17 protein-coding genes are annotated in these 19319 nt (G+C 35.6%); all 17 read right to left on the bottom strand.

Translation table 11 applies throughout. The annotated features are described in order from the left end of the window. Positions 1-6: 6 nt before the first annotated feature. The 17 genes from MTF67_RS03190 to MTF67_RS03270 all read right to left on the bottom strand — a co-directional run bounded on the left by MTF67_RS03190 (position 7) and on the right by MTF67_RS03270 (position 19260). Positions 7-1212: a glycosyltransferase family 4 protein gene (locus tag MTF67_RS03190; RefSeq protein WP_058428287.1), complete on the bottom strand. Its 1206-nt coding sequence runs from the start codon at positions 1210-1212 to the stop codon at positions 7-9. A 1-nt stretch (position 1213) separates the two neighbouring features. Further along, positions 1214-2344, bottom strand: coding sequence for a UDP-N-acetylglucosamine 2-epimerase (non-hydrolyzing) (gene wecB, locus MTF67_RS03195; RefSeq protein ID WP_248518685.1), 1131 nt, complete (start codon positions 2342-2344; stop codon positions 1214-1216). Positions 2345-2382: 38 nt separating this feature from the next. Further along, complete coding sequence (locus MTF67_RS03200; protein ID WP_039036303.1) at positions 2383-3492, bottom strand: capsular polysaccharide biosynthesis protein CapF; 1110 nt, start codon at positions 3490-3492, stop codon at positions 2383-2385. After that, complete coding sequence (locus MTF67_RS03205) at positions 3492-4529, bottom strand: polysaccharide biosynthesis protein (protein ID WP_039036302.1); 1038 nt, start codon at positions 4527-4529, stop codon at positions 3492-3494. The genes MTF67_RS03200 and MTF67_RS03205 overlap by 1 nt, the downstream gene beginning before the upstream one ends. A 1-nt stretch (position 4530) precedes the next feature. Next, positions 4531-5256 (bottom strand): glycosyltransferase, encoded by a 726-nt coding sequence (locus MTF67_RS03210; RefSeq protein ID WP_052242849.1) that lies wholly within the window; start codon positions 5254-5256, stop codon positions 4531-4533. Between the two features lie 19 nt (positions 5257-5275). Beyond that, positions 5276-6211: a hypothetical protein gene (locus MTF67_RS03215; protein WP_248518686.1), complete on the bottom strand. Its 936-nt coding sequence runs from the start codon at positions 6209-6211 to the stop codon at positions 5276-5278. Continuing rightward, on the bottom strand, positions 6204-7367 hold the full coding sequence (locus MTF67_RS03220) for a hypothetical protein (protein WP_248518687.1): 1164 nt from the start codon (positions 7365-7367) through the stop codon (positions 6204-6206). Before MTF67_RS03220 ends, MTF67_RS03215 begins: the two co-directional genes overlap by 8 nt. Then, positions 7330-8574: an O-antigen ligase family protein gene (locus tag MTF67_RS03225; RefSeq protein ID WP_248518688.1), complete on the bottom strand. Its 1245-nt coding sequence runs from the start codon at positions 8572-8574 to the stop codon at positions 7330-7332. Before MTF67_RS03225 ends, MTF67_RS03220 begins: the two co-directional genes overlap by 38 nt. A 2-nt stretch (positions 8575-8576) precedes the next feature. Then, a complete protein-coding gene (locus MTF67_RS03230) occupies positions 8577-9839 on the bottom strand; it encodes a hypothetical protein (protein WP_039036298.1) in 1263 nt (420 codons plus the stop codon). A gap of 148 nt (positions 9840-9987) precedes the next feature. Next, positions 9988-10554, bottom strand: coding sequence for a dTDP-4-dehydrorhamnose 3,5-epimerase (rfbC, locus tag MTF67_RS03235; RefSeq protein WP_039036297.1), 567 nt, complete (start codon positions 10552-10554; stop codon positions 9988-9990). A 13-nt stretch (positions 10555-10567) separates the two neighbouring features. Continuing rightward, positions 10568-11443 carry a dTDP-4-dehydrorhamnose reductase gene (gene rfbD / locus MTF67_RS03240; RefSeq protein WP_039036296.1) on the bottom strand — a complete coding sequence of 292 codons (876 nt, stop codon included), beginning with the start codon at positions 11441-11443 and terminating at the stop codon, positions 10568-10570. After that, a complete protein-coding gene (gene rfbA / locus MTF67_RS03245) occupies positions 11443-12315 on the bottom strand; it encodes a glucose-1-phosphate thymidylyltransferase RfbA (protein ID WP_039036295.1) in 873 nt (290 codons plus the stop codon). The genes rfbD and rfbA overlap by 1 nt, the downstream gene beginning before the upstream one ends. Before the next feature lie 11 nt (positions 12316-12326). Then, positions 12327-13403, bottom strand: coding sequence for a dTDP-glucose 4,6-dehydratase (gene rfbB / locus MTF67_RS03250; RefSeq protein ID WP_039036294.1), 1077 nt, complete (start codon positions 13401-13403; stop codon positions 12327-12329). 214 nt (positions 13404-13617) lie between these two features. Then, on the bottom strand, positions 13618-14586 hold the full coding sequence (locus tag MTF67_RS03255; RefSeq protein ID WP_039036293.1) for a Wzz/FepE/Etk N-terminal domain-containing protein: 969 nt from the start codon (positions 14584-14586) through the stop codon (positions 13618-13620). A gap of 253 nt (positions 14587-14839) precedes the next feature. Continuing rightward, positions 14840-17509, bottom strand: a complete 2670-nt coding sequence (locus MTF67_RS03260; protein WP_039036292.1) for an SLBB domain-containing protein — start codon at positions 17507-17509, stop codon at positions 14840-14842. 122 nt (positions 17510-17631) lie between these two features. Beyond that, positions 17632-18414 carry a DUF481 domain-containing protein gene (locus MTF67_RS03265; RefSeq protein ID WP_010555578.1) on the bottom strand — a complete coding sequence of 261 codons (783 nt, stop codon included), beginning with the start codon at positions 18412-18414 and terminating at the stop codon, positions 17632-17634. Positions 18415-18441: 27 nt separating this feature from the next. Beyond that, positions 18442-19260: a mechanosensitive ion channel domain-containing protein gene (locus MTF67_RS03270; RefSeq protein ID WP_039036290.1), complete on the bottom strand. Its 819-nt coding sequence runs from the start codon at positions 19258-19260 to the stop codon at positions 18442-18444. Between the last annotated feature and the right edge of the window lie 59 nt (positions 19261-19319).

Genomic DNA, 19319 nt, shown 5'->3' on the forward strand with positions numbered 1-19319 from the left:
TTTATCTCAATTTTGTTTTTCAAACAGTTCATCTACCAGGGATTTATACTTTTCAAGTGATTGTTCTTCAGAAAAGTGGTCAATCATACACTTCCGAGGGTAAATGCGATTATTAACTGTTAACCAGTTTTCGGATATTGTATCAATACTCTCGGCTAAAGTTACTGGGTTACCACTTTCACAAAACCAGCCTACATTGTGCTCATTTATTAATAGATCCAACTCAGACTCCTTATCAGCCACTAATAAAATAGGTTTGTCTGCAGCCATAGAAAAATATGCCTTGCTAGGTACACCTAAACCATACATTCCCTGCCCAAGAGTAACTAAGGCTATATCGCCACAATTTAAGCCTATATTATTATCTTTTAGCTGTAGTTCACCGTAATAGTAACTATTCCTTTTACCAACTGATGAAACAAACTTCTTCACCAAATGGTCTTCTGAACCACCACCAATGAATAAAAACCTGCTAGACTCCGATTTCACTAGCGCGATAGCAGATAATAAATTATCGATACCCTGCAAACGACCGATATTTCCAAAAAAACAAAAAACCAAATTGTTTTGCCAATTAAGCTTTTTAATTATTTGGTTTTCGTTTTTAGCCATCATCTTTATTTTATTATGATCAGCCCAATTTGGTACTACTACAATTCTTTCTTGAATTACACCTTTTTGCTGAAGCTTAACCGCCATATCTCTACCAATAGGTGTAATTATATCTGGGGTTCGATACAAAAGTGAGAATACTTTATTCACCAATTTGTACTTCAATCCTAACTGCATTACACCTGATGGAATTAAATTGTCAGGAAATATATCGTGGCATAGCATTATCCATTTGAAGGCTTTAAGCTTCTTAATTAACCCGGTAAAAAACATGCTAATTATTGGGTTAGTTCCAGTAAAAACTATATCTTCTTTACTAATATATTTAAGAATATGCCTGTTAAAAGACCAGGCATATTTCAATTGTCCAAAAACTCTTGATACTAATTTATTTTTATCAAAAGCAATATCTTTAACATAGTAAACGTTAAGCTTATGCTCGCGAAAAAAGCTTTCTGTATGCGAGTTTTTAGGACATATAACAATTAATTCATAATGTTTATTAAAAAATAATGCAATTTTCGCCCAATAAAAAGCTGTAGAATTATGATTGAGACCAATATATTCAGTAACTATAAATATTTTATTATTTTTACTCAATTTAATATTTTTTCCATACAACTCTATTTACATAGTCAGTGTAAGAATGGATTATTCTCACCACTTTATCTGCAACATTTGGCATGCTGTAATCATAAACCTGACGAAGTAAGCGTTGATCCCCTGCAGGTTGAGATTCCAATATACGTAACCCCTGCATAACTCGCTCAACCCCTAAACCGACCATCATTACTGATGCCTCTTCCATTCCTTCAGGGCGCTCATGAGCTTCTCGTAAGTTCAATGCAGGAAAGTTCATAATAGAAGATTCTTCATTGATTGTTCCACTATCAGAAAGTACAGCTTTTGCATTTTTTTGTAAGTTATTATAATCATGAAAACCTAAAGGTTTTAATAATCTAATATTTTGATGAAACTCAATGCCCTGTGCTTCTATTCTATTTCTTGTACGTGGGTGAGTAGAAATAATTACAGGCATGTCATAATGTTCAGCAAGCGTGTTAAGCGTTTCAGCTAAGTATGCTAGTTGTTTTGGGGAGTCAACGTTTTCTTCTCTGTGAGCACTGACTACAAAAAACTGACCCTTTTGCAGTTCCAGTTCATTTAGTACACTTGAATCATCAATTTGAGGCATATAGTGGTTTAATACTTCAAACATCGGGCTACCTGTTTTTATCACGCGGTCTGCGGGTACCCCCTCTGCTAACAGGTAATCTCGTGCAATAGTGCTATAAGTCAGGTTTATATCAGCAGTATGATCAACTATTTTGCGGTTAGTTTCTTCAGGTACTCGCTGATCAAAACAACGATTACCTGCTTCCATATGAAATATTGGAACTTTTCGACGCTTTGCAGGAATTGCTGAAATACATGAATTTGTGTCACCTAACACAAGCATCGCTTCTGGATTAACTTCTTCAAGTACTTGGTCAACTTTAATAATTACTTGACCAATTGTTTCTGCAGCATTTTTACCTGCAGCATTTAAAAAATAATCAGGCTTTCTTACACCTAAATCGTTAAAAAAAACTTCATTAAGTTCAAAATCATAGTTTTGACCAGTATGTACCAAAATATGTTCGCAATGCTCATCAAGCTTAGCAAGTACTCGAGATAAACGGATTATTTCTGGTCTTGTTCCTACAACAGACATTACTTTTAACTTTTTCATTTTTTTCACTTTAAACTTATTAAATTAAATAACGCACTTTATAAAGGCATAGCGACAGTATCTGGTTTCTTTCTATCGAATATTTCATTTGCCCACAGCATAACGATTAGGTCTTCTGTACCAATATTAGTTATGTCGTGAGTCCAACCTGGTATAGTTTCTACTATAGTGCGGACTTGTTCCGATGTTGTAAGTTCATACTCTTCGCCTGTGACAATGTGCTTAAACTTAAATCGAGCATCACCCTTTAATACTAAAAACTTTTCATTTTTAGTATGGTGATAGTGCCCACCGCGAGTGATACCTGGGTGCGCAGTGAAAAATGAAAACTGACCTGAATCATTTGTTTTAAGCATTTCGCTGAATGAGCCTCGCTCATCAGTATAACTTGGCACGTCATAATTAAACTGCTCAGGTTTAAAATAACTCAGGTAAGTAGAATAGAGCGCTCGTTCAAACCCAACACCTACCTTACTCGTTATTAGAGAGGTGCGACTTTGTTTATAATCATTCAATAAGCTAACAACCTTACCTACTGTAGTTTTGTAAACAGGCTCTACATAATTATACTCTTCAGACTTTGAAGGTGTATTGATTAGTAAGTTAACAAATGCATGACAAACATCATCTATGTAAACAAGATTAATGGGTGCATCAGCTTTGTGTACAGTAATTGGTAAATCGTTTATTACGTTATAGCAAAAGGTAGCCACTGCAGAATTATAATTAGGTTTACACCACTTACCAAAAACATTCGGTAGTCTATAGATGTATGCCGTGCTTCCAGTTTTTTCCCTGTAAGAAAAAATAGCGGACTCTGCACCGGCTTTACTTTTTCCATATGGATTATTTAATTCAGCCTGAATTGATGATGTAAGTAAAATTGGAGTACTTCGTTTATTATTGACTAATATATCAACTATTTTTTTTGTTAAGTCAGTATTACCCGCTTGAAACTCAGCGTCATTTTCAGGTCTATTTACACCTGCTAAATGGTATATAAAGTCAGCACTGTTTACCTTTTTATCAATACTTTCATCAGTGTCATCGCGGGTAATTGTTTCTATACTTTCAAAACCAGCCTCTTTCAAATGAATGCATAAATTTTTACCAATAAAGCCGTTAGCACCTGTTACTAAAATATTCATTACACACCTTCTGGTACTATTAATTTACCAGCTTCAATATCACGCATAAAGTCAAGTTTACGTAATAACTGCTTCATCCCTTCAACATCTAAGCGAGCTGTATTATGCGAATTGTAATCTTCGACATTAGATAAGTCTTTTTCACCTTGTTCAGTATATTGCGCATAGTTCAAATCACGATTATCAGCAGGTATACGGTAATATTCACCCTGATCTTGTGCTATGAACATTTCTTCACGGCTACATAATGCTTCAAACAGCTTTTCGCCGTGGCGAGTACCGATTACATTTACTAAATGCTCCGGTGTTTTTAACATTTCAAGCAATGCTTTAACTAACACGTCAATGGTTGCAGCAGGCGCTTTTTGTACAAAAACATCACCATTTTGGCCATTTTCGAAAGCATGTAATACTAAATCAACCGCATCGTCTAAAGTCATCATAAAGCGAGTCATGGTAGGGTCGGTAATCGTAATTGGCTCATTATTAACTACCTGGCGAATGAACAATGGAATAACCGAGCCTCGTGATGCCATAACATTACCGTAGCGAGTACAACAGATTGTAGTGTTCGTGTGCTCTAAATTTCGGCTTTTTGCAACGATCACTTTTTCCATCATCGCTTTTGAAATACCCATAGCATTAATTGGGTACACCGCTTTATCAGTACTTAAACACACTATACGCTCAACATTATTCGCTATAGCAGCTTCTAGCACATTCTCTGTACCTAATACATTTGTTTTTACGGCTTCTAGTGGGTAAAACTCACATGATGGAACTTGTTTTAATGCTGCCGCATGATAAACATAATCAACACCGCGCATAGCCATTGAAATACTTTGAGGATCACGAACATCGCCAATGTAAAACTTTAGTTTTTCATTATTAAAAGCCTTACGCATATCATCTTGTTTTTTTTCATCACGAGAGAAAATACGAATTTCTTTGATGTCTGTATTTAAAAATCGGCTGAGTACAGCGTTACCAAATGAGCCTGTACCACCTGTTATGAGTAGTGTTTTATTTTTGAACATTCTAAACTTTTAACCTCAAATAAGATAAATATAATAATTTTATAAACTTGGTTCTAATTTTAATTTTTTGTAAAAACGTAAGGCCCTTTTTAGGGCTTAAATTATTGTTATGCTGTCGATAACTTATCAATACTTTGTCATCGAAATATAAATTAGAAGAAACTACACCAAAGGCATTTAACCAATGATCATGTGAGTATACTTGTTTTGGAAAAGGCACAATAAGAGGTACTATTTTTTTTCTAAAAGCCATAGCGCATCCATAACACTTCGGCTTAAGAATTGTTAATAAAACCTTACTATAGTAATTTTTCTGATTAAAGGAGGGAGGTACATAATTGAAGGTTTTATCTAATAAATTTCCATCACTACTAATAGTCTCCATGCCATGATGTAAAATATCTACGTTAGAATTCATTTCATCATTAAAAAAATCGGATATATATTTAACTTTATCTTCATTCCAAATATCATCTTGATCACTCAAATAAATGATATCACCTCGTGCTTCATAGATTGCTTGTTCAAAATTTTTTACATAGCCAAGATTTACTGGGTTCTTTTTGACTTTGACAATAGAGTTTACTTTAGAGAAATTAACTAGAAACTCATACGTGCCATCAGTAGATTTGTCATCAAAAATTAAAACTTCATCTGTAGAAGACAACTGATTCAATATACTGTTTAATTGTTGCTCTATGTAAGCTATGCCATTATATGTGGTCATACAAACTGATATCACAAAACTATCCTCTTCTAATTAACCTCTTCACTAATAACCTTATAGTCTTGAGATACTTAATCTGCGAAAAAACTAATAAACCAACTCTACCTCTATACTCACTAAGCAATCCAGTATGCAAATATTTGTCATACTCCACTGGGTCATAAGCTGGATTAAAAGCAATACTAATAGCTTCCTCATAAACCATCGGATCATGTGTCCATGTATTTGAATGTGTCCCATCAGTTCCGAAACCTACATTTCTTATAAGGTTTCCATTTGGTATAATACAATATTGATGTTTATTCCTAAAAAGCATTTCATATGAATATGCCCATGAATTAACCTGTCGTGATGAAAGCAAACCTAGGACGCCTTGAACATATAAACGCTCCACAATACCACTCGGCGTGTTTAATAACTTAAAATTGGATTTATAAGGAAGTTCTACATCTAACCCTAATATTCGATCAGACCAAGATGCCCAGCCCCAACAAAAAAAGCGAGAACAAAACGAATAATCTTGATGCATATCTAAATCGAAGTGTTTTCTACCAGATATAGTGGCAACTCTCAAATCACTTCTATAGTTATTTAGCATATTGCGACAATAACTAAAAAAGCGCTTATTTGGTACACAATCGTCTTCTAGTACAATACCTGCGTCTACCTCAGAAAAAAACCATTGTACTGCAGTATGAACTGCTCTTTTACAGCCCAGATTCTCTTTTTGGTACAAGGTCTTAACTTCACATGGCCAGTCAATAAAAGATTCAACTTTACTTCTTATTGCATCGACATCGAAAGATTCAGATTCACTACGTGCACCGTCTGAGGCTAAATAGATATATTTAACTTTAATTTCTCGGAGTATATTGAAAGTATCTTGCATCCCTCCTAATCGATTGAAGGAAAGAATTAAAACAGGTACTTCGTTTTCATTTTTAAATTTAATCATCTAAATTAACAAATTTTTTAAATTGGGTAGAAACCGTTTCTTGTTTGAATAAACTAGACGCTTCTTCTAAATCAATATTTTTCGCGTCTTTCATAAGTTTTTCAATACAATGTAAGATTCTATTTTGCTCTAATGACGTACAAGTAACTCCGCAGTTATATTTCAAAACAAAACCACATACATCGGCACTTTCTGGTCCATGGTAAAAAATTGGCAAATTCATTGATAGGTATGAAGTTACTTTTCCTGGGAATGAAGTTTTAACAACTAACTCTTTTTTTAAACTAAACCAATAAGGCATATAACCAGCATCACAATCTTTTATTACATTAAGAGTTTGACTCTGAGTCAAATAACCTAAATTAATAACACCAAACTCGGGGAATTTAGTAAGTCTACCTGGCGTTCCGATAAAAACCAACTCAACCTTCTTGTTTGATACTATAAAATCAACGGATTGAAGCGCTGTCACTAATGCATCCCACTCTGCTCTGCAATATAAGGAACCCGCAAAAGCAATCCTAAACTTCTTGGCTTTCCTATCAGTCAACATAGGTAAGTTCTTACTATATTTTTCCTGATTATCAATAGCATTTCTAAGTATAAATACTTTATTAGGTTCAATATCAAATTTATTCAAAGCAAAATAGTTTCTATACATGCCTTCAGATACAACGCCCAATGACAAAGATGAATTTATAATTTTTTTATATGCTTTGCCTAGCATATTTGAGGTAAACCTTGAAACTCTGAGGTTACTACAGATATACTCTAATACATCCCACACTAATACTCTAAATTTGAATCGCCCATTAATTTTTATTATTTCTGACAATATTAAAATTATAGCTGGACTAGATAATACGAATACTACCTCTTTATACTTATCTTTTCTTATTTCAGTCAGAATTTCACGAGCATACTCCGCTGCTTTAGTTTTATAGAAAAAGTATATATTTATATCAGAAAGTATTGGCCATGAGATATTTTTGTAAAAAAAGCTATCTACACAATTCGCATCGCTAATGGCTATATTTTTATCTACATCTGAAACAAAAATTCTTTTTACATCAATCCCACTACACATATTCGATAAAAAAATCTCGCCCACGCCAATTTTATCTGGACGGGTTCCTGATACAACTAAAACTGTCATTTATAGAGTTAACCTTAGAAGCCAAGGGGAAAATTAGTAGAAGTAAAATCCAATATTCCTTTGATTGAAACAAACTACCAGAAAACATTCCATTAACAAAATAGAATATGTAGAGATAAAATACTAACTTAAGTATTTTATCTAATATTATATTAGAACTAAAATATACAGCAATTGTTATAATATTAATAAAAATAAAAACGACTAGACCTACCGCCCCTATAGACATCATAACTTCAATTAAAAAATTATGTGGATAATAATTTGTATTAATTTCCACCGCTCTATCCCCTATAAAAGGAGAATTAGAGAATTGTTCAAAGGCTGAAATGTATAATGAAAATCGTTGGTTTGCACTCTGATCTTCGCTGCCACCTACTTTACTAAACATCTCTATTAAATCAACATTGTAACCAACGAACTGAGATACTGAAGTGTAAATAATTATTATCGCAAATAAAGAAATGACCAAGTAGGTTATTTTCTTCAAGCTAAAACTACCTAAAACGAAAATAAATAATACAACAGCTAATCCTAACATTGGCCCCCTTGCTAAAGATAACAACAACCCTGTTGAACCTACGATAAAGATTAAAAGTGATAATAGCTTATGCTTACTTGGAATAAACATCTCGATAATTATTAATACTGCACTTGCTCTTCCAATTGAAATTGGGTTTAGTCTTTCAAATCCAGCCCTAATATTAGTTAGACCACCACTGCTAAAATCCAATAAAAAAAGCGAGATTATTAATACCGTTGAAATCAATAATAGCACTTTTAAACTTACCATTACTTCGAGTAGTAATTCTCTCGTTGAATTAATAGAAATTAGAATAGAGGCAAGCAAACTAAAAAGTAACCCAAAGACAAAATACTCAAGAAGATAAGAGTCATCAATGAATTTTTCTGAGTATATCGAGTCAATAAAAACCCTATAAGTAAACATTATATAAATGCATACAACTGACATTATAGCAATAAGATGTGTAAACTTTATTCTTCTATTATCAGTCTTTACTGATATAAAAAAAAGCAAAAATAAAAATATTACCTGACATATTCTTAACACTATCGTTATTGGTGATATATCTTCTGTATAACCTAAAAACTTACTGAAAGGAGAGAGTATATAAAAACCATATAATAATAAAATAATGGTTATGTATATAAGTCTTTTTTCTAAATCATTATATTTAAATAGCATTTTTAAACCTTCTCCAACTTTAATGAAGAAGGTAATTCCACAATTAAAAAGCACATAAAAAACACTATAAATGGATTTATTTCGAGCTGGAAATACAAAACTAAAATAAGCACTAAAATAGAGGTAATTGCTTTGATTAAAAATATATTGGAAATTTTATTTATTTCATCTTTAGCTGTAAGTATGCAAAAAAACATATTACTCCAAATTAACGATGAGAAATATAATGATGCAGAAAACACATAAAAATATGAAAAGTCAATTTTATAAGAAAAATACCAAGTAACCAAATACTCTGCAATAGTGCTTCCAACTATTAAACTGGCTGTGATTAATAAAAACCCATAAGATTTCAGTCTTTTCACACTAGATTCGAACCAGGTTTTTTCACCTTTAATAAGTGATTCCCTAAGAGCTGGTATCAATGGAAGAGAAATAATAGAAAACAAACCACTACAAAGTAGTATAAGAGAATTTAAACTACTATATTGTGACGACCACTCAATACTACTAAACTTAGCTAAGATAATTACAGGTAATACATTCAATATAAAATTAACTAAAGTCGAAGCTTTTGTGTACTCTAATGCTGATAAAAAAAGTTCTTTTATAATCCTGGCATCAATTAACCCCACCAAAAACAAGTTTTCTTTGATAGTAAATAAAAGGCCTGTAATATATTTCATAATTAGTGCTGGAAGAATTACAACTAAAAGAAAAATAGGGACTGAATCAATATAATCACGAAAGAAAATTAAGGTAATAATAGAGACCATACTTCCGATGCAAATAGCTAAACTCGACAAATATTGCTTTTGAAAGGATAAAACGATTGCATCAACTGGAAGACAGATACATTGGCTCATGAATAAAATAAATACTATAAATATCCCCGCGAATAAATTTTCACTTCTCAAACCCAATAAAAGCAGATTTTTAACATCTATTATATTGATGAAAATAATCATAATAGAAGAAACAAACAAACCAATTACCAAAAATAATGCCATACCATTGGTAATCCACACCCTAGCAGTATCACTGCTACTCGAACCCGATATTTTTGTAATCATTGCAGGTGATATTCCTGCTGTAGAAAGCATCAACCAAGAGTTTATACTTAATAAAACTGAGTAAAAAACTAGCCCCTCTGCTCCAAACTTTTCTGCAACCATAGGTAGTGACGTTAACTGCAGTAATAAAGTAGTTACTTTTGCGATAAGCGATGTTGATATTGAAGCTTTTAATTTGTTACTTCTGTTCATATTACCAATTTTTTAATGTAAATTACTTGGTTACGCTAATATAGCTTATATTCATGACTAGCTAACTCTAAGAATAACTCATCACTGAATCGTATAAATTTAGAAGTAAATTTTAACTGCAATTAAATGAGTGTAATAACATTCACTCTTAACAATAAGGGGTCAAGAGACCACGTGAACTTACTTCATCAATTGATAATGAATTAGTATCCTTACTGGATAACACAGGCTTATTTTCAATAGGCCACTGAATACTCAAGATATTATCATTCCATGCAATAGATACTTCAGCTTTCGGGTTATAATAATCCGTACATTTATAAACAAATTCAGCTTTATCGCTCGTCACATAGAAACCATGAGCAAAACCTTTAGGTATCCATAATTGATGCTTATTTTCAGCTGATAGATATGCACCAACCCACTTTCCAAAAGTCGGTGAGCCTTTTCGAATATCAACAGCCACATCAAAAACCTCCCCTGAAATAACTCGAACAAGTTTCCCTTGAGTATTTTCAGTTTGATAATGTAAACCACGTAAAATCCCTTTATTTGACTTAGAATGATTATCTTGAACAAATTGAGTTGGTTTACCTGTAACTAGCTCTTCAAATTTTTTTTGGCTCCAGGTTTCCATAAAAAACCCGCGTTCATCACCAAATACTGTAGGCTCTATAATTTTCACATCTGGGATGCTTGTATCGATTACTTTCATTTTTTCAGCCTACTTATTTATATTTTTGAATAGTGTTTAATGCGGCTTTCCAGTCACTTGGCTCTACAGAAAAATTTGTTAAAATTTTACTGCAATCCAATTTTGAATTAGCTGGACGTTTAGCAGGAGTCGGATACTCTGAGGTTGAAATTGCACTAACTGTTACGGGCGATTCAATCACTTGTTGCGATAACGCTTGAGAAAATATTTCTGTTGCAAACTCTTGCCAGCTAACGTGTGGGTAGCCTGAGTAGTTATATACACCGAACTTAGTAATACCTTTCTGAAGCTGTTGCGCTATGTTAATTAACGCTTTCGCTATATCACCTGCATATGTTGGGCCGCCAAATTGGTCCCCAACAACACCTAGAGTATCGCGTGTTTGTGCTAAACGCAGCATCGTTTTTACAAAGTTATTCCCATATTCGCTAAACACCCAAGCTGTACGAAAAATAATATGAGCATCGCACTCTTGTGCAACACTTTGCTCACCAGCAAGCTTAGTTTTACCGTAAACGCCCTGTGGGTTTACTTCATCACCCTCTGTGTATAAGCCGCCTTTATCACCAGCAAAAACATAGTCAGTTGATATATGAAGAATGACCGCATTCACATTCGATGCTGCTTTCGCTAAGTTTTTTGGACCAACATTATTTATAGCATTTGCCAGCCCAAATTCAGACTCTGCTTTGTCAACTGTAGTATATGCCGCCGCATTAATTATAATAGTCGGCTGATACTTGTTTACTACTTCATTAACTTGTTCAGCATTCGTTATATCAAGCTCTTCTCGTCCTAACGCCAAAAAGTCAATGGAAGGGATATCAATTAATTGCGATACCAAGCAGCTTCCAACTTGACCATTTTTACCAGTAATAAGTACTTTCATTACTTTGCCTCAGACGCCAAACGAGTTAAATATTGACCATATTCATTCTTCATCATTGGTTTAGCTATTGTAAGTAATTCATCTGTGCTTAACCAACCGTTGCGCCATGCTATTTCTTCTAAACATGCCACCTTCAAACCTTGTACGTTTTCAATAGTTTGTACAAACGATGATGCTTCATGAAGACTTTCATGCGTCCCAGTATCAAGCCAAGCAAAACCACGCCCTAACAGCTCAACATTTAAACTTCCATCGTTTAAATACATTTCGTTTAAGGTGGTTATTTCAAGCTCACCACGGTGAGAGGGCTTTACCTGTTTAGCGAGATCAACTACACGATTGTCATAGAAGTATAAACCTGTAACAGCATAGTTTGACTTTGGCTTTTCAGGCTTTTCTTCTATAGAGATAGCTTTCATGTTTTTGTCAAATTCGACTACGCCAAATCGTTCTGGGTCTTTAACTTGATAGCCAAATACCGTAGCACCTGATGCTCTACCTGCCGCGTTTTTAAGCGTTTTACTAAACGATTGACCGTAATAGATATTATCGCCAAGTACTAAGCACACGCTATCATCACCAATAAAGTCTTTACCAATAATAAAGGCTTGTGCAAGTCCATCAGGAGAGGGTTGAATCGCGTAACTCAAGTTAATGCCGTAATCGCTACCATCACCTAATAAACGTTTGAAGCTGTCACTATCTTCTGGTGTAGTGATTATTAATATATCGCGTATTCCCGCTAACATTAACGTTGATATTGGGTAATATACCATTGGCTTGTCATAAACTGGGAGTAATTGCTTTGATACACCGCGTGTTAGTGGATAAAGTCGAGAGCCTGATCCCCCAGCTAAAATAATTCCTTTCACAAAATGCTCCTTTATTTATGTTTAATTTCGCCTAGGCGTTCGCGTTGATATGAACCATTTTGTACATTTTCACACCACAATTGATTTACTAAGTACCACTCAATTGTTTTGCGTAGACCGCTCTCGAATGTTTCCTCTGGTGTCCAGCCTAGCTCATTTTGCATTTTTGATGAATCAATAGCATAACGTCTGTCGTGGCCCGGGCGGTCTGCCACGAACGTTATTTGTTCTGAATATAGGGAATCTTTAGGCACTAAAGTATCTAAAATACTGCAAATACTTTTCACCACTTCAATATTTTGCTTTTCATTGTGACCGCCTATGTTATAGGTTTCTCCAACAATACCTTCGGTCACTACTTTATACAAAGCGCGCGCATGGTCTTCTACGTATAGCCAGTCACGTATTTGGTCGCCTTTACCATAAATAGGCAAGTCTTTTCCTTCAAGGGCATTGAGTATCACTAAAGGAATTAACTTCTCAGGAAAGTGGTAAGGCCCATAATTATTTGAACAGTTAGTGACAATTGTAGGAAACCCATACGTGCGCAGCCATGCCCTTACTAAATGATCGCTCGATGCTTTGCTTGCAGAATAGGGACTACTAGGCGCGTAAGATGTTTCTTCTGTAAATAACGGAAGTTCACCTTCTTGTTCATCAGGGTGAGGTAAATCACCATATACTTCATCAGTTGAGATATGATGAAACCTAAACGATTTTTTGGCATCATTACTTAATGTATTCCAGTATTCACGAGCCGCTTCTAATAAGGTATAAGTTCCTACAATATTAGTTTGTATAAATTCGGCAGGACCAGTGATTGAACGATCAACGTGGCTTTCAGCCGCTAGGTGCATCACAGCGTCAGGCTTATGTGTATTAAAAACTCGATCTAATTCCGTTCGATTACAAATATCAACGTGTTCGAAATAGTAACGCTCAGACTCATCTGCATTTGAAAGAGACTCTAGGTTCCCTGCATACGTTAACGCATCAACGTTAGTTACACTATCTTGAGTGTTAGAAAGTATGTGACGAATAACGGCGCTACCAATAAAGCCTGCACCACCAGTTATTAATATTTTCACAATAAATACCTTTATATTTTTTGGGGATTATTCGTGCAAAGACGCTTTGCGCAGTCCTAATTATGTTTTATTTCTACAAAGTGTCTCAGTCATTTAATTAAGGACTGAGACACTTTTTCTAAATTGAGACAGTCAATTTAACTACCCCATTATAATTACTTGTTTTTATACTTTTATTTAAACGTGTCCAACAGCCCCGAAAGCAGGTTCCAAATCAGGATTTGGAATTACCAACAAAATGTCTGATCAATACTATCATTACACTTAACATCCCACCTAAAAGTAAACCCAGCACACAGATTAAAGCACGCTTAGGTTTAAACTTTTCTTCTGGCACGAGTGCTGCGTCTATAGTTTTAAATACATATTCGTCGCGCACTTTTGCAAACATAATTGTTTTAGTTTGCTCTTCAACAAGTTTATAGAGAACAGCACGTATATCAGCAATTTTAGTTTGTTCTAGTTGTTGAGTTAAAAAGTCGGTACTTTTTATTGCCTCTAACACATCACGCTGCTTCATGGTTTGGTTAATATCTTGTATTAACCAGCTCACCCATTGTTGAGCAATAGTTGGAGAAACATGCTCAATCGATATTTTAACCATGCCTGTTTCTTTATCTGTGCTGGCACTAAGAATTTTACTAAACTCTTTATATGCCTCTTGCATTGAAGGCTTTGGTTTAAAAGGTGCAGAAACTTCTCGCACCCATTTATTATTTTGAGCATTGTATATTTCGCTGTCATGGATAATGGCATCTGTTTGCATATTCCATGTTTTAGCGGACATTAAATCAGGGAGAATGTTGTGCTTTTTAATAAAATCGCTGGTGAATTGGCGTGATTTTAACACCTCAATTGCTAATTGTGCTTTATTGCTTGAACCGCCACCTAAATTAACGCCAGCCAAACTCGCTAAACCACCGAACTGGCCTGCTAAGCCAGCTAAACCACCTGAATTTTCTTGCTCTGCAGGAGCTAACAACGCCTCTGACTTATAAATATTAGGTAAGTGGATTGCATAAAAAACGGATGCCAGAGCAAACAAGGCAGTTACAGCTATAATTATCCATTTACCCTTCCAAATTACGGCAAAGAGTTCACGCAAGTTTATTTCGTCGTCGGCGATGTCATGGCTTTGTACGTAATCGTTATTTTCTTTTATACTTGCTTTGTTATTGTTCATATAAATCTCGGTTGATAGCTAAAGCTATTTATTAGTCTGGCAGCCAGGATTGCGATCCAATTCGTCGCAGAGTTTCTCTCGTTCTAAACTGAAGGCAGAATTATTTGCTTGCATAGCCCCTAGAGCACGCTTCCGCCCCTAGGTTGCAGTTCCTAAGGCCTGATAAAAATATAAATTTTGTTTTTACTATCTTGTACATGCCAACTAAAGCCAAAGGTTTTCTTTGGCTTTAGTTGCTAGTTTATTGCTTTAATTAAAGGCTACCAATTGCGGCTACTGCTACACCTAGTTGATAAAGGATCTGCGTCGCAGTGCTCCACAGTGTTAGCTTATCCATGTGCCCAGCATCCATAGGGACCACTATTGTATCGCCTGGCTCTAACTGGTTTGCATTATTAGCCGCGAACCAGCCTCCTGTATTTGGAATTTCAACAGAGCCATTGGCTTTAATAATGTAAATGCGGTCTTCTGCAGCTCGCTCTTTAAGGCCGCCGCTTAGGTCAATGTAATCATCAACACTTACACCAGCTTTATAAAGATGCGATGTAGAATAGTTAACTTCACCAATAATGCTTATAGAATCACGCTTACTTGGTACGTAAAGCGTATCGCCATTTTGTAGTACTAAGTTTTGTTGGTTATTTACTATTAATGGTAAATCAATAACTAAACGTCCTACCGCTTCAACACTAGCTAAATCGTTTAGTAGTTTATCCATCTCATCGTATGAAAGAGAGTTACCGCTAACTGAGTTTTGGAAGCTTTTAGAAGCAATATCGCGGCGAAGCTCGGTTGATAAACGAGCAAGCTGTTGTTGCTCTTGCTCTTTTATAGAAACACGGGTAAATATTGCTGCGTTTTGTTCTGCAAAATCAGAAAATCCACCTGCACGTTTAAGTAAATCAGTGAGCGTTTCGCCCCGGCGAATAGTGTAGGTACCCGGGAATTTCAGTTCGCCTTTTAGCTCTACCTTTACATTTTCTTGCCAGTTAGGAATCGAGAAAATGTTAATGCTGTCTTTGCTACGAAGGGTAATATTGTTTTGTGATTCACCTTTTAGTGCACTTTCAAGATCAAATCGTACATGTTCTACCTGAGAGGCATCACCTAAAACAATGCGCGTTATTTCAGCTTGTTTAGTATAAGCGGATTCTAATAAGCCACCGGCTGCGGTTACTAAGTCGGCTACTTCGCCACTCACTGTAAGAGGGTAAATACCCGGGTAAGTGACGTTACCGTTAATTTCAACTAGTTGCATAGCTTGCGATATTGATGCTTGCTGTTTTAACTTTTCGATAATAGGAAGAAGTAAGTTATGGCGACTAAAAAAAGCATAGTCTTCTGCTTTTAATTCTTGCGATTGTTGATTCGCTTTACGTTTTGAGAAATCAGCAATTGTAAGCCCTTGCTGATTTTTTTTAATAGTTTCATCTTTTTGACTTATACCGATGTATTTTTCAAACTCTTTTTGTTTAAACTTATGCCATTGCTTGGCTTTAAGTTGTTGCTCTTGTTGCTTTTGGCTTAGCGCCATGTTTTCAAGCGCTGTTTTTTCTATTTCTTTTTCTTCAAAGCGGCTAAATACAATGATTTTATCATTAGCTTTTAGCGCTAGGTTATTGTCAGCGTTTTTAATAATCGCTTGCGCTACATCAAATTGGTGCGCTTCTATGTCACCATTAATGTTTGTTTCACGAATTAATAAACCGTAGCTTAAATCTGCCTGAGGGAGTAAATCGCCGCGCACGGACTTAAGCACATCTGAAATGCGTTTACCTTGATACCACTGATAGTTACCTGGGCGAGCAACTGCACCAATTAGGCTGATTGAGTTTTCGTATTGTGAACTTACCGAATTAAAACGAACTCGGTCGCCATCTTGTGGAATATAGTTAATGTTACTTTTGCTAAAATCAACAGAGAGTATTTCTTTACGCTGATTATTAAAACGCTCAACAACCACGTTTTTAGCATAAGCCTCTGGTTTTAATCCGCCGGCCATGTTTAAAAGTTGTTTAGCCGTTTCACCTTGTTTAAGTTCAAAAATAGCCGGGCGTTTTACAAGGCCTTCAACCGTTACTTGTGAACCAACAGAAGGTACAAATACAACGTCCCCAGGTTTTAATACTATATCTTTACTGCTATCACCTTTGATCAGTAAATCGTATAAATCGAAGTTACTAACCACTTTACCAGCGCGTTTAACTTGAATATTACGAAGAGAAGCAATGTCAGATACACCACCACTGACAAATAATGCATGCGATACGGTGGTTAAAGACGAAACACTATAGCTACCCGGTTTGTAAGCCTCACCTAATACTAAAATACGCATACTGCGTAACTGCCCAAGCGATACAAACGCTTTTACGCCAATAACTTCTTGCTCTACCTTAGCATTAATAAGCGCTTTTACTTCTGCAAACGTTAAGCCCGCTACTTGGACTGGTGTTAAATCAGGAATGCTAATTCTGCCTTCACGATCGACTGTAACATCAAAACTTTCACTTTCTTTACCATAAAAGTTAATGTTTAACTGATCACCAGGGCCTACTAAATAAGTGTCAGGAACTGCTGCGCCTTCATTTGGCATAAAAGTGGTTGGCTCACCGGCAAACAGTGAATAACCAAATGGTTTTAATTCATCTTTTTTTGGATTAAAGCGCTCGTCATCGGTGAGTTCTGCTTGCTGTGGTTCTTCGCGTTCGCCAATCGTTGGCTGATCGGTTTGTGTTTGATTGCTTGGTTGATTTGATCCTGTTATTGAAGAAAGGTCAACACCATACTGCCTAGCTAAGGCTTCTTGTTGTGATTTAGGTAGTTTTTTAAATTGCTCTAGCTGCGAAGCAGTTGGCGTAAAAGCCATAGCGTTAATGCTAAATAAAAGAACAAAAGCACTTAATAATTGTGTAAAAACTTTCACGAGTAGGTATATCCCTAGGTCTACAACCAAAATTGGTGGCTATAATACATTAATCTGAGGCAAATAAAAAAGGGACTTTCGCCCCTTTTGTCATTTTAGTGTCACTAATTTAATGGTTTTGGTTAAAAACTGTAAACTAGTGTGAATGACGTCTCTGTGTCTGTGCTTTCTTTGTCATCAGCAACGTCTGAGTTGTTGGTAACATTAAAAGCCACTTTCATTTGTAGAGAGCCATTAATTTTAGCAAGCAATGCCGTTTCTGAACGTGTTTTAGTGTTCGTGTCACCGTATTCAACCGCCACTAACTGCGTAAAACGTGCATTATCAGAAATTTGCCAATTGTAGTCTAATTTACCAAGGGCAATCACTTCACCTTCAAACTCACCGGCAAGTGGATTGCCATTTTCGTCTACTTCAGTGCTGTCATCTGGGTACTCAAAGTATTTGTAACCCGGACCAATCTCTGCGCTTAACCACATTGTTTTTTCATTTAACAAACGTAAGCCATAACCCGCTGAAATTACAGACTCACTGCGGTATGCGCCAAAGTAGTCTGAAACGTGTGAACCATAAATGAATAAGTGAGAATGCTCTTCATTTAATTTGTAGTTACCTTGGGCCGAAATTGAGTACTTTTCGTTTGTACGTTGAGTAACTTTGTTACCGTTAGCATCATCAACTTCATCTTCTTTGTAGATTCCGTCAAGCTTGTACTCGTTGTTCCAGCTTTCTAGGTTGTGTTGTACTTTAATACCACCTTTAAGCGTTGTTGTTTCAGTGTTACCACTAGTAACAATAGCACCAAGCTCACTGGTAACTTCCCACGTTTTTTGCTCTGCATCTTCAGCGAAAGCGTTAGTCGCAGCAGAAGCTGCAACTAACACTGATAAAAGCTTTAATTTCATTAAAAATAACCTATTTAATACTAAAAATTAGTCTTGCTTGTGTAAATGAACATCCATTTGCGGAAATGGAATTGAAATATTTGCGTCATCTAATGCAATTTTAATATTTTCCATTAGTGAAAAATATGTAGGCCAGTAGTCAGCAGCATTAACCCAAGGACGCACAACAAAGTTAACGCTTGAATCACCTAGTTCAGAAACAGCTACGGTATAAGCAGGGTCTGTAAGTAAGCGTGTTTCTGCATCAAGTACTGATTTTAATACTTCTTTTGCCTGACGTAAATCAGCATCGTAACCAACACCAATTACTAAATCGATACGACGAGTTGATTCGCGCGATACGTTTGTAATCGCACCTGACATAATTTGAGAGTTTGGCACAATAATTACTTTATTATCTGGTGTGCGAAGTTCTGTAGAGAATATTTCGATTTTTTTAACCGTACCAGATTTGCCACCGGCTTCTACAAAATCACCCGATTTAAACGGACGAAGTAAAATGATTAGTACACCCGACGCAAAATTAGACAGTGAACCTTGCAGAGCCAAACCTACCGCTAAGCCGGCTGCACCTAAAATAGCAATGAATGACGTTGTTTCAATACCAATTTGCGAAAGCGCCATTAGTACTGTTAATGCAAATACAAGGGTATACACAATGCTTGCTACAAAAGAGCCAACCGCTTTGTCTACCTGTTTTTTTGCAAACCCTTTTTCTGTCAAGTTAGAACAAAACTTAGAAACCCTACTACCTATTAAAAAGATAATAAGCGCAACAACTGCTTGAATACTATAGTGTAAAATTAAGCCTGAGTTATCATTAAGCCAATTAAGTACTGAATCCATGTTTACTCCAAATGTTTTTGATTAGTGTTTTTCCGGATAGCATTATACATTAATTTACA

This window comes from Pseudoalteromonas sp. 2CM32C (genome assembly GCF_023161925.1).
In the GTDB taxonomy this organism is placed as follows: domain Bacteria; phylum Pseudomonadota; class Gammaproteobacteria; order Enterobacterales; family Alteromonadaceae; genus Pseudoalteromonas; species Pseudoalteromonas marina.

Coding starts and splice junctions, on each gene's coding strand:
- MTF67_RS03215 (WP_248518686.1), bottom strand. CDS start 6,211: ATGATTAAATTTAAAAATGAAAACGAAGTACCTGTTTTAATTCTTTCC.
- MTF67_RS03230 (WP_039036298.1), bottom strand. CDS start 9,839: ATGAACAGAAGTAACAAATTAAAAGCTTCAATATCAACATCGCTTATC.
- MTF67_RS03265 (WP_010555578.1), bottom strand. CDS start 18,414: ATGAAATTAAAGCTTTTATCAGTGTTAGTTGCAGCTTCTGCTGCGACT.
- wecB (WP_248518685.1), bottom strand. CDS start 2,344: ATGAAAAAGTTAAAAGTAATGTCTGTTGTAGGAACAAGACCAGAAATA.
- MTF67_RS03210 (WP_052242849.1), bottom strand. CDS start 5,256: ATGACCACATATAATGGCATAGCTTACATAGAGCAACAATTAAACAGT.
- MTF67_RS03270 (WP_039036290.1), bottom strand. CDS start 19,260: ATGGATTCAGTACTTAATTGGCTTAATGATAACTCAGGCTTAATTTTA.
- MTF67_RS03255 (WP_039036293.1), bottom strand. CDS start 14,586: ATGAACAATAACAAAGCAAGTATAAAAGAAAATAACGATTACGTACAA.
- rfbD (WP_039036296.1), bottom strand. CDS start 11,443: ATGAAAGTACTTATTACTGGTAAAAATGGTCAAGTTGGAAGCTGCTTG.
- MTF67_RS03220 (WP_248518687.1), bottom strand. CDS start 7,367: ATGACAGTTTTAGTTGTATCAGGAACCCGTCCAGATAAAATTGGCGTG.
- MTF67_RS03200 (WP_039036303.1), bottom strand. CDS start 3,492: ATGAATATTTTAGTAACAGGTGCTAACGGCTTTATTGGTAAAAATTTA.
- rfbC (WP_039036297.1), bottom strand. CDS start 10,554: ATGAAAGTAATCGATACAAGCATCCCAGATGTGAAAATTATAGAGCCT.
- MTF67_RS03225 (WP_248518688.1), bottom strand. CDS start 8,574: ATGCTATTTAAATATAATGATTTAGAAAAAAGACTTATATACATAACC.
- MTF67_RS03205 (WP_039036302.1), bottom strand. CDS start 4,529: ATGTTCAAAAATAAAACACTACTCATAACAGGTGGTACAGGCTCATTT.